Below are 13,442 nucleotides of genomic sequence, written 5' to 3'. Positions count from 1 at the left end.
TCCTCTGACCTCTTATTAATGAGCTCACATTATCTGATACAGCCCACCGTCTTGCAACATCTTTGTAACTGACTTAGTACTCAGGTTTGCCACATCGCTTCCACTTATCAGCGCATTACGTATGTCTGTGCTGCGGATTTTGACTTTTTCAGGACAAGCCATTACGAACCATCGCTCAGTAATCTCATCTGATTTATAAAACGATGAAAACTTGAAGAAATTATCAGGTCCAATGACAAACGTTAGCTCTGCCTCTGGGTGTTGTTTTTGGAGTTCACTAAGCACTGCATAAGTCGTCACGCTTTCACCTGGGGTAAACAAGCTCTTTTCGATCAACGATAGCTCAACTTGGTCCAGTGACAGATCGTTAATAAATGCGCTAACTAACTGACATCTAGTATCAAAGTCTAGCATCTCTTTTCCCCAAGCATGGGCAATACTTGGAACGAGTAGAATTTTGTCGAAATGGGCTAACGAATCAATCACACTTTTATGCCCTAAGCTCGGCGGATTAAACGCACTACCGAAAATGGCTATTTTTTCCATTATTTATTACTGCCTTCTCTTTCTAAGCTTGTGCAAAGAGGTTTTTAAATCAGATGATTTAGGTATGATAACACTAGATTTTTAATTTGCTTGCAGGAAAGGAATACGAATGGAACAGTTAATTCGTGACGAAATGCGCGTACTACCTTCAATTGACCCTCACTTCGAAGTGACTCGTCGTGTGGATTTTATTAAAACGAAACTTCAACAGTCAGGCTGCAAGTCTCTCATCCTTGGTATCAGTGGCGGTGTAGACTCAACGACCTGTGGCCGGTTGGCTCAAATGGCCATCGACAGCTTGAACGAGAGCACAGGCAGTAACGACTATCAATTCATTGCGGTTCGCCTGCCTTACGGCGAGCAAAAAGATGAAGATGAAGCTCAGCTTGCTCTCTCTTTCATCCAGCCTTCTCAATCCGTTTCTGTCAACATTAAAGCGGGAGTTGATGGGCTTCACACTGCATCTCACGTTGCTTTAGATGGCACAGGCTTATTACCAACAGACTCTGCAAAGATCGATTTTGTGAAAGGTAATGTAAAAGCTCGCGCTCGCATGATCGCACAATACGAAATTGCTGGTTACGTTGGCGGACTTGTGATTGGGACCGACCACTCGGCGGAAAACATCACGGGGTTCTACACTAAGCACGGTGACGGTGCCTGTGATTTAGCACCTTTGTTTGGTCTGAACAAACGTCAGGTTCGTGAACTTGCAGCAACGCTAGGTGCCCCAGAAACACTGGTTAAGAAAGTTCCTACTGCCGACCTAGAAGAGCTTGATCCACAGAAAGCCGACGAAGCAGCCTTGAACCTTTCTTACGATCAAATTGATGATTTCCTTGAAGGCAAAGAAGTCCCTCAAGACGTGTCAGATCGCTTAGTAAGCATCTACAAAGCGACACAGCACAAGCGTCAACCAATCCCAACGATCTACGATTAATTTTCTGAATTAGCCTCAGAATCAAAGGCCGGAAGTTCATTTTTCGTGAACTCCCGGTCTTTTTATTTAATGTGCTTTTCTTATTGAACTGAGGAGTCTTTAATCCACAACTTCGATATCAGTTTGAGGAACGCTGCAACACGCTAGTATCTGACCCATGTTACGCTCGTGCTCTTGTAGTGCTGGCACATCGGGTTGGTGAACTTGTCCAGACTCAAGAGTCACTTTACAAGCGCCACAGAAACCCGCACGACAACTGGAAGCAATAGGCACGCCCGCCGATTCAGCTTGCTCTAGCAAAGTTGATTGGTTATTACCTTCGAATAAGTAGCCGTTCACACTTAACTGCAGTTGTTTCACCGCTTCTTCAGTTGACTGAGCGATACCAAACGCTTCTTGGTGGTAATGCTGAGGGTTTAGGCCCATTTGAATTAGCAGTTTCTTTGCGTTATCCATAAAGCCATCAGGGCCACACACAAACGCTTGGCGCTTATGTAGCTCTTCAATCTTAGCGATATGCGAAATGCTCAAACGGCCTGATAAACCATCCCACTCTTTGCTTGGTTGACTTAACGAATAAATCACACGTAGGCCTGCATGTTCGCTAGCGATCTGATCAATCTCAGCTTGATAAGGGATATCTTGTTCGTTGCTGCATTGATGATAGAAAACCACATCATCAATCTGAGCGTGGTCGGCTAAATAACGCAGCATCGACAACATTGGGGTAATGCCACTACCTGCAGACAACAGCAGTAATGGATGAGTTGGATTCTCTTCTAAGTAAAACGCACCGTCTGGGTTTTGCGCGACTAAAGTATCGCCCACTTGGAAATGATCATTTAGCCAGTTGGAGATTTGACCGTCATCCACTCGCTTCACTGAAATCGCTAAACGACCCGCTCGTGACGGGCTAGAAGATAGCGTATACCGACGAGACACTTTTTTGCCATCAATCACCATTTCAATCGGTAGGTGTTGGCCAGGCTGGTAAAGTGGCAGTGAGTGGTTTTCTTTCGCAGGCTCTAACCAAAAGGTTGTAAAGTCGCGTGCGATCTCTTCGCGCTCAACACAAGTTAGATGCAGTGACTCAACCCAAGTGTCTTCATAAAGCTCTTTCTCTTTGGTCTCGAGCACCTCGACCACATCACCGGCTTTGATTAAGCCTTCATTTTTAGCCACAAGATTCTGACCAAAGAAAACCCCACCGCGTTCATTAGCTCTAAATGTGGAGAAGGTATTGAGCGGCTCTTTTGTTGCTCTGAATTCGCCACGTTCAACATCAACCGTGGTTAGAATACAGCGCTCACAAGGTTTCACTGCTTCGAATTCAACCTCGCCGATTCGGATACGCTTCCAACCATCTTCAGCAAAGGCTTCGGTATTGGAAACAACAAAATTAGTGCGGAACTGATCCATCGAATGAACTTCAGAACTGCGGCGATTCAGCTCATCAAGCGATGCTTGGCTGATCACCAACATTGGATAGCCGTCAGCAAAACTTACGTTATGACCGAGCTTTTCACGAACACGATTCGATTGCTCACCAGAGAACAATAGCTCAACACGAACACCCAATACGTCACTAAACCAATCATCGGCGTCATCATTGGTGGTATATGCGGTGAAGCTATCTTTCCAAACCGTTGCTGGCGCTTCTTGCATCTTGAAATCCGCATACTTTAGGCGTAGCGGCTCTTTACCTTCGTAAGTGAAAATCAAACCGTCTGGTTGCAAACTTGAAGATACCTTGACCATTTTCGGGTACTTACGTGCCGTGACCATTGAACCGTCAGCCAATGCGAGCATAAAGCGTCTGTCGAAAGTAAGGCCTTGCTTTTCGACCCAAGCAGAAGAGAGCGAGATACCGCCCACTGATTTTACCGGAAACACATTGATTTGAGATAAAGAAGGAGCTTGATCAGAAGGCTCTTGCTCCAAAGCCCTTTGATCTAACGCCCTTTGACCTGAAGATAGCTGCGACATAACGATTCCAATGTTTTGTAGTTTGTCCCAATGCTAGCAAATGGTTATAAATAGATAAACTGGCAGGTATTAAACACTTGATACTAAGCTAATATATTGAGATGTTTAAACGACTGTCTTATATACATAAAGACACCAATACACTAACTCTTTCCATACGTTCTATAATTTGAACACGTTTATCGCATTGAACTGTCATTGAATAAAAAAGGATTTATCATGAACAAACTCGTCATTATTATTTTATGTGTACTGCTTCCACCTGTTGGTGTGTTCTTCGCTCGTGGTGCGGGTAAAGATTTACTAATTAACATCATCCTTACTTTCTTCTTCTGGGTACCAGGAATGATCCACGGTCTGTGGGTGGCCACCCGCTAACCCATATCCAGGAATAAATAGCGAATTAAAACCCTATAAAAACAAGCTCCTAACCATGAAGAGTTAAAAATAGGATGAAATGAAAGTGCTTTTCCACTATCATCCTGTCGCCTAAACGTAAGCGATTGCTTTCACAGATTTCGCCGAGTTTAGGCTCCAACTACATAACACTTCAATTGGTGGGAGCCTTCAATGACACAACTTACGATTACTCGTCCTGACGACTGGCATGTTCATCTACGCGATGGCGACGTACTAAAAGATACAGTTCGCGATATCAGCCGTTACAATGGTCGAGCGTTAATCATGCCAAATACCGTCCCACCGGTAACCGATACCGAAATGGCGCTTGCTTACCGTGAACGCATCATGGCAGAGCAGCCAAGTGAACAGTTCCAGCCTCTAATGGCACTTTACCTGACAGACAACACAACACCTGATGAAATTCGCAAGGCGAAAGAGTCTGGCGCTGTTGTAGCGGCGAAGCTATACCCTGCTGGCGCAACAACAAACTCTGATTCAGGCGTAACCTCTGCTAAAAACATCTACCACGTACTAGAAGCAATGCAGGAAGTGGGCATGTTGCTGCTTGTACACGGTGAAGTAACGGCTCACGATGTTGATATCTTTGACCGTGAAAAAGAGTTCCTAGACACAGTTCTAGCACCGATTGTAAACGACTTCCCTAACCTGAAGATCGTTCTAGAGCACATCACGACAGCAGATGCAGCGACTTTTGTTAAAAACGCAAACGACAACGTAGCGGCAACCATCACCGCTCACCACCTGCTTTACAACCGTAACCACATGCTGGTTGGTGGCATTAAGCCACACTTCTACTGCCTTCCTATCCTGAAGCGTAACACGCACCAATTGGCGCTTATCGAAGCTGCAACAAGCGGCAGCAAGAAGTTCTTCTTGGGTACAGATTCTGCACCACACGCAAAAGGCGCAAAAGAGTCAGCATGTGGTTGTGCCGGTTCTTACACTGCGCACGCGGCGGTTGAACTGTACGCAGAAGTGTTCGACTTAGAAGGTAAGATTGAGAACCTAGAAGCGTTTGCAAGCCACAACGGTCCTGACTTCTACGGTATTCCACGCAACACAGACACAATCACTCTAGTAAAAGAAGAGTGGAATGTTGCTGAAACAATGCCTTTCGGTTCAGACATCGTGGTGCCAATTCGTGGCGGTGAGACGATTGCTTGGACAGTTAAGTAAACAGAGTTTTAAGCTGTTTCAGCTCATAAATTATATTGTTGAATTATCAAGGCCTTCACATATGTGAAGGTTTTTTGTTTTCTTAACAGCCTAAAGCTTCCAAGAATAACGACTTTTAGAAACAGTATTTAGAATACCAATCGTTCGAAGCATAAACTCACTCAATAAAAGTTGCACGATCCCGCTGCGCTGATTATTCTCACTTCATCGCAACGTCCCTGACAGAGATAAAACAATGGAAAGTACTTACACCTACCCTATTGGTGAGCCAGGAAAAAAATGGCAAGAAGCAGAGCGTCAAGCATGGTTTGCTCAAAGAACGGTTAAGCGTGAATACCAACAAGACGTCGTACCAAAGATTAAAGCACTAGCAGACCGCTTTGACATCGAGCAATACGGCGCACTGAGCTACGACGAAGCTCGCTTCCCGCTTTTCGCTATTAAGAGTAAGAAATGGGACTCATCAAAACCAACTGTTCTTGTAACGGGTGGTGTTCACGGTTACGAAACCAGTGGTGTCCATGGCGCGATCAAATTCGCTGCCACTCAAGCGGAAAAGTATACAGCGCACTTCAACATTGTTGTTGCACCTTGTGTAAGCCCTTGGGGTTACGAAGTGATCAACCGTTGGAACCCAAATGCTGTCGATCCAAACCGCTCTTTCTACGACGGTACGCCATCAGAAGAATCAGCAAACCTACGTGCATTAGTCGCTTCTTTACCAGAAGTGTTGGTTCACGTTGATCTACATGAAACGACGGATTCTGATGAAACAGAATTCCGACCAGCACTCGCAGCGCGTGATGGCATTGAGTACATCGAAGGTATGATCCCAGACGGTTTCTACACGGTTGGCGATACAGAAAACCCACAGCCTGAGTTCCAAGCGGCGGTAATTGCTTCAGTTGAAAAAGTAACGCACATTGCACCAGCAGATGCAGACGGCAAGATCATTGGTTCTGAAGTTACCCAACATGGTGTGATTAACTACCCAATGAAGAAGCTTGGCTTATGTGGCGGTGTGACTGATTGTAAGTACGGTACAACCACAGAGGTTTACCCGGACAGCGACAAAGTGACAAACGAAGAGTGTAACGACGCTCAAGTTGCTGCGGTAGTCGGTGCTTTGGATTACGTTATTCAGCACGAATTGGATGCGTAAGCGCACATTAACTAATAGCTAGAACCGCGTTCCTAAGAGTAAGAGTTAAAAGAGCCATAAGTGACTATTCACTTATGGCTCTTTTTTATCTTTATTGTTTCTTGTTTCTTGTTTCTTGTTTCTTTGAACCATAAAAAAGCTCCCTTGCACACAGTACAAGAGAGCTTTGAAATAATGTTAAGTAAAATTAAAGCATTAGCTGCTTATTTCTGCGTCGCAGTTTACTCAGAGGCGGGGCTAACGGTTTCTTGCCCTTTACCCACTTCCGTCAGTAGGCCTTTCAACAAGCTCACACAACCAATCAGAAGAATGATCGTAAACGGCAGTGCTGCAATAATAGTAATAGATTGCAGTGCTTGGATTGATTGAGTTCCACCAATCCATAGCATTACCATCGCGATGGCACCTGAAATAACCGCCCAAACCACTTTCTGCTTCACTGGTACTTCAAGTTTACCACCCGCCGTCATACCATCAATAACGATAGAACCAGAGTCTAACGTTGTAACGAAGAATACGATAATCAACACGACAGCGATAACAGACAGAATGCTACCAAACTCATAAGCATCTAACATGTAGAACAAGCTTAGAGATACGTCTGTGATGCCTTGGTCAAGGCCAAGTTGCCCCACCTGATTAATCACTTGTTCGATAGCCACGCCACCGAAAATAGACATCCAAGCTGACGTTACCAATGTTGGGATAATCAGTACACAAAGTAAGAATTCGCGAACCGTACGGCCTTTAGAAATACGCGCTACAAACATACCGAAGAAAGGTGCATACGCTACCCACCATGCCCAGTAGAACACAGTCCAACCATGCAGCCAGGTTGTGTCTTCGCGGCCAGAGCTTTGGCTCAACGCTACGATATTTTTCACGTAACCCGTTACTGCCGTCGCCATTGAATCAAGCACAGTTGTAAAGTTCAATACTGCGATAAGGCCCAGGAATACGAACGCAATAACCATGTTCAGGTTACTTAGGAACTTAACACCACCGTCCATGCCTCGCAGAACAGAAATGATCGCCAAGCCCATAATCAACACGATAATAGCTTGCTGAAGGAAGATGTTATTTTCCAAGCCGAACACATGGCTGATACCACTTGCCGCTTGTGTACCACCTAAGCCCAATGAAGTCGCTAGGCCAAACAGAGTAACCAGTACGGTTAGCACATCGATCACATCACCAGTTTTACCCCACACTCGCTCACCCAGTATTGGGTAAAACACAGAGCGCATTGATAACGGTAGGCCTTTATTGTAAACAAAATATGCTAGGCAAAGCGCCGTCATACCATAGACAGCCCACGCATGAAAGCCCCAGTGGAATACTGTCGCGCCTAGCGCTAACTCGCGGCCTGCTTCAGTGAAGGGTTCTGCATTCAATGGCGTTCCGAACCAGTTCGTGAAGAAGGCGGTTGGCTCTGCAACACCCCAGAAAATAAGTCCAATCCCCATACCTGCAGCGAATAACATCGCAATCCAAGATGGCATTGAGTAGTCCGCCGTAGCTTCTTCACCACCTAGGCGAATTTTACCCAACGGTGAAAACGCGATAACCACAGCGAACGCTAGCATGATGTTGGCTCCCCACATAAACAGGAAGTCAAACTTTGATAGAACAGCACCCTTAATAGAATCAATAGCAGCTTTAGCATCCGCAGGAGGAAGAGCAAGAAGAGTGATGATAAAGAGAAGAGATAAGCCAACCGAGGCTACGAAAACTGTGTTATGGACATCCATGCCCCATTTACTGACGTTATCTTGACCGACTTGATAGTCAGTAGAATCAATACTGTATTTTTTTGATTTAAAACTCATAAATTATGATGTTCGCATATCCGAATCAACGAATATAAGGACGTTCTCCATATCCAACTACTACTTGATTGGCTCGCCATACCACTTAAATAAACGTGATAAAAACCACCTTGAGAGGCGACAAATGGACTTAATAGCTCAATCCCAGGCCGCGCATAATAGCACAGCACGAAGCATTTTGACTGAGTTTTTGCTCAATAGTCACTCAGAGCATAGTCATCCTCGGTCGTTCTCTTTATAAAAAAAAGGCTCAAACTTACAAATAAATCGATTAATTACAACCACTTACACAAAGAAATATATGAAAGTAAACTCTTGAAAACTTTTGTCAGATAACTTTAAGAAGCGCTTAATTTACTTATACCTCTAATAAAAAAGCCCCGCTATAGGGGCGGGGAAATTACCAAAGGTAAAGAGAAATCGATAGTGCGATATTAGCGCCACGTATCGCAGCGCTCAGGTATTTTAATCGCCGAACTAAAGAGCGTTAGATCGCAAAGCAAAAACCTAGGTTGTAGTCTTCACCATTTTTCGCCGTGAATTCTTTGTCTTCACTCGATGCATTCGGTCGACCGATTTCATCGCCTTTCACCAGGCTCACCCAGTGACGGATTCCTGAAGAACAACTAGCCTCAGTTTGGCCAAACGTGGTGCATGTCTCTAGCTGAATATCTTGTATATCAACCAATTCTAGGTGACCCGTACCTTTGCGAGCACCTATCGTCACTTCAACGTGCGTGCCGCTCTCGTCACGGAACAAGATTGCAGAAGGTTTAGATTTATCACCGGTGTAAGCCACAAAGTGCTTAGCGCGTTTCAGACCTGTGTGTTCACCGTTTTTGAAGTAAACCTGAACGTGTCTGTAGTCAATCTCATAGCTCACTGCGTCTTCGTGCGAGCCTGCCTCTAGAGGAAATAAAGTATCAAGCAACTGTTTTGCCATTTTCTGTTTTTCGAGTTGCTTGTCTGCTTTCACCATTTCGACGGCAAAGACAGCTTCAGCAATAAATGTTGAATGGTTTCTGTGAAGTTCTGTTTTGTCTAGTGTCAGCATATTCATAGTCTATCCCTCGTACGGCTTTGAATTTCATTTAGGTCAAACATCCTGATTGACCTTATTAAAAATTGTTCTTTACTGTGTGGCTTCCATGTATTTCATACTACCTGTATTTATAAAACAATTTCACAACAAAAATTTCACACTGTTAATTTTACTAAATTGCTTTTTTACACACACTGATATTTTGGGCCCCTAGCCCTTTATTTCACTGGGCTGAGGGCTCGCTAGAAACCATTTTACGTGTTGTTTGAATTTGTGTAATAACCGACCCCGACCAACTTATTGTCGATGACTCGATAGTAAGTATGCTTGGTTTCAACTTTACTCGACTGAGGGTTTAACCATCGGTAGCTGTAAACTCCGCGACCATTTTCTTTCGCGAGATTCAACATCTCAGTAAGAATCGGTTTATCGTCAGGGCTTAAAATCTCGCTGTGTGACCGCCCAACAAGCTCAGGAGATACGCCATGCGCCAGCAGCTTTCCAGAGAGCATATCCATCACAAACACATACAAGTCTCCTTCCACAAAACTGCCCTCGGCATCATTGAACTCTGCCAGGCTCTCTTGTTCTGATTCCACTATCGCGGTCATCGCTCTCGCCAATAACCGCTTAGCTTCTGCAGCACTGGAACGTTCTGGGTAATAACCCACCGCGACAATCACATCTCCCACTCGCTCAAAGAAAGTGGTTTTCGGCTCTCCCATGCGGTCGGTTGGATTGGTCCAGTGATACTTCACTTCACCAAAACCGTTATGTACTGCTTTGGTGATCATTTCACGGAAAAAAGGATTGCCGTAAACGTCCTGTGTATCCAACACACTGTCGCCCACCAGCACCATCGAAGAACCGCCACTGGCAAGGAATTGGCCATCAATACCAAGAGCAAACACATAGAGCTCACCGTCTATATATTCGGCATCACTCATGAAGTCTTTCACGCTGTCATCACCTTCTTTTTGAACATGCACCACCGCTTTCGCAAGCAAGGTTTTAGCTCTTCTTTCAGCGTCACTGACCACATGTGGCTCAGAAATATCGAGCACATTGACTGGCTTAGTTTCTTTCTCGACTTCTGAATGCTCAGCACGCAATCCAATGCCACTCACTACAGCAAACAAGGCGCAGCCAATAAGGATTATTCTGGATAAATTCATCGTTGTGTCTCCTAATAGCCGACTAAGGACGGTAGCCAAAGTGTGATTTGTGGGAAGAAAGCGATAACGAAAACGCCCACGACAGATGCAAGTACAAAGGGATGGATCTTGGCGGTGATCTGCTCGACTGTAGAGCCACCGATCCCCGAGGCGACAAAGATATTTTCACCCAGCGGAGGTGTCGCAAAACCTATCGAGAGCGTACACACCACCACGATACCAACATGGGTAGGATCCGCGCCTAACATGTACATGATTGGCAGTAGAACAGGCACAATGATCATGATCGCCGCCAAGGTTTCCATGAACATGCCGATGAACAGCAGCAAGGTAATCGTTAGTGCCCACACCATGTACATGTTGTCGGTAAAACTGAGTAGCGATTCCGCCACAACAACTGGGATTTTTTGCTCGATCAACAAGCGTCCAAACACAGTAGCGGCGAAGAGGATTAACAATACACGCCCTGTGATCCATGTGGTGGTCGACAAAGATTTCATCACGCTTTTAAACGACAACTCTCGATGAATGAAAAGCCCCACAAACAACGAATAGAATATAGCCACAACCGCTGATTCTGTTGGTGTGAACATACCGCTGTAGATACCACCAAGAATCAAGAACGGTGCTAAGATCGACCATAATCCACGGCGCAAATAATGCCTTACATCACCAAACGACCACGTTTCGGTCAGCCCCTTGTAGCCTTCGCGTTTAGCAATAAAATAGTTAGTCACCACCAGCGTCGACGCCATAATGAAACCCGGCACAACCCCAGCGACAAACAGTTTTGGAATCGATAAAGAAGCAAACTGGCCGTGTTGAGCAATGGCTTCTGGTGGCGCCATTAAGCCCATTGCAGAAATACCGAAGATAACCAAAGGAATGGATGGCGGGATGATAATGCCCAACCCCCCGGATGCAGCCGTAACTGCCGATGCGTAGCTCTTGTCGTAGTCACGCTTAACCATCGCGGGCACCATTAACATGCCTACAGCTGCCGTTGTTGCAGGGCCAGAACCCGAGATAGCGCCAAAGAAAAGACACGCCATAACCGTTGCCGCGCCAAGGCCACCCGTTACGGGCCCGGCTAAGCTTTCGGCGATATCCACCAGACGTTTGGAGATCCCCGCAGCCTCCATTAATGCACCCGCAAGAACAAAGGCTGGCAGCGCCATTAAGGGGAAGTTACCCACCGAGGTAAACGCGATTTGTACTAAAGCGATGGGATTTTTGTCGAGCAACATATAGGCCGCCATCGAAGCGCCGGCCAGTGATACTGTAATTGGTGCGCCTAGGATTAACAGCGTTAAAAAGCCACCAAATAAAATTAGAGTTAAATAGGATTCCATTATTACATCTCTCTATTACGACTATTCTCTGTGATGACTATTGCGCGGACTTTTGTGCCGTCATTTTGCGCAGCTCTTTGACTTCTGGATCTTCGTTGGTTGCGCCTTTGAATAAACGCTCGTAGTTGTTCCAGATAATTCGAATCATCATTAGGGAAAACGCGATAGGTAAAATCATGTAGAAATACTTCATCGGGATGCCTGTTGTTTGAGATTTCCAAAACAGGTTCATTTTGTTAAACACGAAGTCGTAACTGAGGTAAACAAAGTAACCGTTAAAACAGAGCCATAAGAAGTCAGCAATGCTTTCACTCACGGTCTGCACAATTGGCGGAAAGAATTTAAAGTGGAAGCTCACTCGGTTGTGGGCTGACATTTTGGCCGCCACAACAGCGCCTAGATAGGCAAACCAAACGAACATGTAAGTCGCGACTTCGTCACCCCAAGGGATAGAGTAATCAAAGAACTGACGAGTAAGGATTTGTGTGAACAGCAATAGGACAAAGCTTGCGAGCAGCAGACAACAGGTATATTCCTCAATGTTGTTTAAGTGCTTTTTTATTGTTTTAGCGACTGACATATAACCTCCAATGTTGATTTCCACATGACAACCAGTCGCTCACGGTCCTAAAAAGATCAGGTACTGAACAGATCAACAAGTAAAGCCATGTAAATGCCCTATCTCACTGTTCTATCGCTAGGTGATTAAGTAGCGGAGAGCAGTAAATAGGGCGTATCTAATCGTTACTTTCTACCTAGTAACTCAAGAACGTCGTCTAGCTTGTCTTTGCCTCCAATGCTTGAGTAGAACTTAGGCCAAACTGATTTCGTTACATCGCTGATCCACTCTTGCTCATTGTCTGCTGGGTCTGTGAATACCATGCCTTTTGCTTGTAGTTCTTCACGGATCTTGTTTTCAGTATTTTCCAGGTAAGCAAAGCTGTGCTCTGTCGCTTCCTGACCCGCTTCAAGAATGATTTTTTGCATCTCTGGAGTCTGTTGCTGGAACACCGTTTCACTGACTATTAGCGGCTCAAGTGAGAAGATGTAACGGAGGTTTGTTACGTACTTTTGTACTTCATTGAACTTCATGGCATGAACAGTGATATATGGGTTGTCTTGACCATCAACCACACCTTGTTGCAAGCCTGTAAAAGTCTCAGACCATGCCATTGGCGTTGGATTTACACCCCACGCTTGGTAAGAAGCAATCATGATTTCGTTACGGGGAACACGAATCACGAGCCCTTTCAAATCTTCTGGTGAAGCGACAGGCTTTTTCGAGTTAGTCAAAACCCTAAAGCCGGAATAAGCCCAACCAACGATGCGAACTCCAGCATCTCGAATGGTGTTATCGATGAGGTCTTGGCCAACTTGGCCTTGAGTAAGTAGAACCGCTTCTTCTGCGCTTTGAATCACATAAGGCATGGTCAGTAGACCAACAGTTGGAGAGAAAGGGGTTACGTTGTTGATCGCCAGTACAGAGAAGTCGAGAAGACCGATTGCCGCATCGTTGACAGTGTCTTGCTCATTGCCTAATTGGCCATTCGGGAAAAGATCGATTTTCACTTTACCGTCTGTTTTTTGCTCCATCAGTTCAGAAAACGAGGTCGCCAATTCCCACTGCGTACCACCAGCAGCATCGCCGATAGCCATTTTAAAATTCGCTGCTGCCGCAGTATGAGATAGCACCGCTGTTGCTACGATGGTGACACCAGCAATAATTTTATTTTTAATAAATTTCATAGTCTTAACCTTTCCTATCGTACAGACTTCCTGCCTGTACTTTGCTCACAAGGTGACCTGGTACA

At 45.2% G+C, this 13,442-nt stretch carries 12 protein-coding genes; 4 read left to right on the top strand and 8 right to left on the bottom strand.

Translation table 11 applies throughout. The features are described 5' to 3' along the window. Positions 1 to 24: 24 nt before the first annotated feature. The gene (locus tag ACED48_RS01840; RefSeq protein ID WP_017057950.1) at positions 25 to 546 is read right to left on the bottom strand and encodes a nicotinate-nicotinamide nucleotide adenylyltransferase; all 522 of its coding nucleotides are present in this window, start codon (positions 544 to 546) and stop codon (positions 25 to 27) included. Between the two features lie 109 nt (positions 547 to 655). Between ACED48_RS01840 and nadE the strand changes: the two genes are divergently transcribed. Next, on the top strand, positions 656 to 1,486 hold the full coding sequence (gene nadE / locus ACED48_RS01835; protein WP_017057949.1) for an ammonia-dependent NAD(+) synthetase: 831 nt from the start codon (positions 656 to 658) through the stop codon (positions 1,484 to 1,486). 99 nt (positions 1,487 to 1,585) lie between these two features. Here the strand turns inward: nadE and ACED48_RS01830 are convergent, their stop codons facing one another. Beyond that, on the bottom strand, positions 1,586 to 3,472 hold the full coding sequence (locus ACED48_RS01830; protein ID WP_017057948.1) for a hybrid-cluster NAD(P)-dependent oxidoreductase: 1,887 nt from the start codon (positions 3,470 to 3,472) through the stop codon (positions 1,586 to 1,588). A 219-nt stretch (positions 3,473 to 3,691) separates the two neighbouring features. On the opposite strand from ACED48_RS01830, the gene ACED48_RS01825 reads away from it, so the two are divergent. The 3 genes from ACED48_RS01825 to ACED48_RS01815 all read left to right on the top strand — a co-directional run bounded on the left by ACED48_RS01825 (position 3,692) and on the right by ACED48_RS01815 (position 6,233). Next, positions 3,692 to 3,850, top strand: a complete 159-nt coding sequence (locus ACED48_RS01825) for a YqaE/Pmp3 family membrane protein (RefSeq protein ID WP_004731890.1) — start codon at positions 3,692 to 3,694, stop codon at positions 3,848 to 3,850. A 192-nt stretch (positions 3,851 to 4,042) separates the two neighbouring features. Continuing rightward, a complete protein-coding gene (pyrC, locus tag ACED48_RS01820) occupies positions 4,043 to 5,071 on the top strand; it encodes a dihydroorotase (RefSeq protein ID WP_017057947.1) in 1,029 nt (342 codons plus the stop codon). Positions 5,072 to 5,306: 235 nt separating this feature from the next. Continuing rightward, entirely contained in the window at positions 5,307 to 6,233 is a 927-nt protein-coding gene (locus ACED48_RS01815) for a M14 family metallocarboxypeptidase (RefSeq protein ID WP_017057946.1), read from the top strand. A 221-nt stretch (positions 6,234 to 6,454) separates the two neighbouring features. Here ACED48_RS01815 and ACED48_RS01810 read toward each other — a convergent pair whose 3' ends face one another. The 6 genes from ACED48_RS01810 to ACED48_RS01785 form a co-directional block, all read right to left on the bottom strand. Next, complete coding sequence (locus ACED48_RS01810) at positions 6,455 to 8,062, bottom strand: BCCT family transporter (protein ID WP_017057945.1); 1,608 nt, start codon at positions 8,060 to 8,062, stop codon at positions 6,455 to 6,457. A 487-nt stretch (positions 8,063 to 8,549) separates the two neighbouring features. Then, complete coding sequence (locus tag ACED48_RS01805; RefSeq protein ID WP_017057944.1) at positions 8,550 to 9,122, bottom strand: malate synthase; 573 nt, start codon at positions 9,120 to 9,122, stop codon at positions 8,550 to 8,552. Between the two features lie 236 nt (positions 9,123 to 9,358). After that, positions 9,359 to 10,279, bottom strand: coding sequence for a cache domain-containing protein (locus ACED48_RS01800; protein WP_017057943.1), 921 nt, complete (start codon positions 10,277 to 10,279; stop codon positions 9,359 to 9,361). A gap of 11 nt (positions 10,280 to 10,290) precedes the next feature. Next, positions 10,291 to 11,631, bottom strand: coding sequence for a TRAP transporter large permease (locus ACED48_RS01795; protein WP_017057942.1), 1,341 nt, complete (start codon positions 11,629 to 11,631; stop codon positions 10,291 to 10,293). A 37-nt stretch (positions 11,632 to 11,668) separates the two neighbouring features. Next, positions 11,669 to 12,211: a TRAP transporter small permease gene (locus ACED48_RS01790; protein WP_017057941.1), complete on the bottom strand. Its 543-nt coding sequence runs from the start codon at positions 12,209 to 12,211 to the stop codon at positions 11,669 to 11,671. 164 nt (positions 12,212 to 12,375) lie between these two features. Continuing rightward, a complete protein-coding gene (locus tag ACED48_RS01785) occupies positions 12,376 to 13,377 on the bottom strand; it encodes a TRAP transporter substrate-binding protein (RefSeq protein ID WP_017057940.1) in 1,002 nt (333 codons plus the stop codon). Between the last annotated feature and the right edge of the window lie 65 nt (positions 13,378 to 13,442).

The organism is Vibrio sp. 5S239 (assembly GCF_041439575.1).
In the GTDB taxonomy this organism is placed as follows: Bacteria; Pseudomonadota; Gammaproteobacteria; order Enterobacterales; family Vibrionaceae; genus Vibrio; species Vibrio kanaloae.
This window is presented reverse-complemented; position numbering and strand designations above follow the sequence as displayed.

Excerpts from the sequence above, each read along its gene's own strand:
- ACED48_RS01815 (WP_017057946.1), top strand. The coding sequence starts at position 5,307 with ATGGAAAGTACTTACACCTACCCTATTGGTGAGCCAGGAAAAAAATGG.
- ACED48_RS01825 (WP_004731890.1), top strand. The coding sequence starts at position 3,692 with ATGAACAAACTCGTCATTATTATTTTATGTGTACTGCTTCCACCTGTT.
- ACED48_RS01830 (WP_017057948.1), bottom strand. The coding sequence starts at position 3,472 with ATGTCGCAGCTATCTTCAGGTCAAAGGGCGTTAGATCAAAGGGCTTTG.
- nadE (WP_017057949.1), top strand. The coding sequence starts at position 656 with ATGGAACAGTTAATTCGTGACGAAATGCGCGTACTACCTTCAATTGAC.
- ACED48_RS01790 (WP_017057941.1), bottom strand. The coding sequence starts at position 12,211 with ATGTCAGTCGCTAAAACAATAAAAAAGCACTTAAACAACATTGAGGAA.
- ACED48_RS01800 (WP_017057943.1), bottom strand. The coding sequence starts at position 10,279 with ATGAATTTATCCAGAATAATCCTTATTGGCTGCGCCTTGTTTGCTGTA.
- pyrC (WP_017057947.1), top strand. The coding sequence starts at position 4,043 with ATGACACAACTTACGATTACTCGTCCTGACGACTGGCATGTTCATCTA.
- ACED48_RS01805 (WP_017057944.1), bottom strand. The coding sequence starts at position 9,122 with ATGAATATGCTGACACTAGACAAAACAGAACTTCACAGAAACCATTCA.
- ACED48_RS01840 (WP_017057950.1), bottom strand. The coding sequence starts at position 546 with ATGGAAAAAATAGCCATTTTCGGTAGTGCGTTTAATCCGCCGAGCTTA.
- ACED48_RS01810 (WP_017057945.1), bottom strand. The coding sequence starts at position 8,062 with ATGAGTTTTAAATCAAAAAAATACAGTATTGATTCTACTGACTATCAA.
- ACED48_RS01785 (WP_017057940.1), bottom strand. The coding sequence starts at position 13,377 with ATGAAATTTATTAAAAATAAAATTATTGCTGGTGTCACCATCGTAGCA.
- ACED48_RS01795 (WP_017057942.1), bottom strand. The coding sequence starts at position 11,631 with ATGGAATCCTATTTAACTCTAATTTTATTTGGTGGCTTTTTAACGCTG.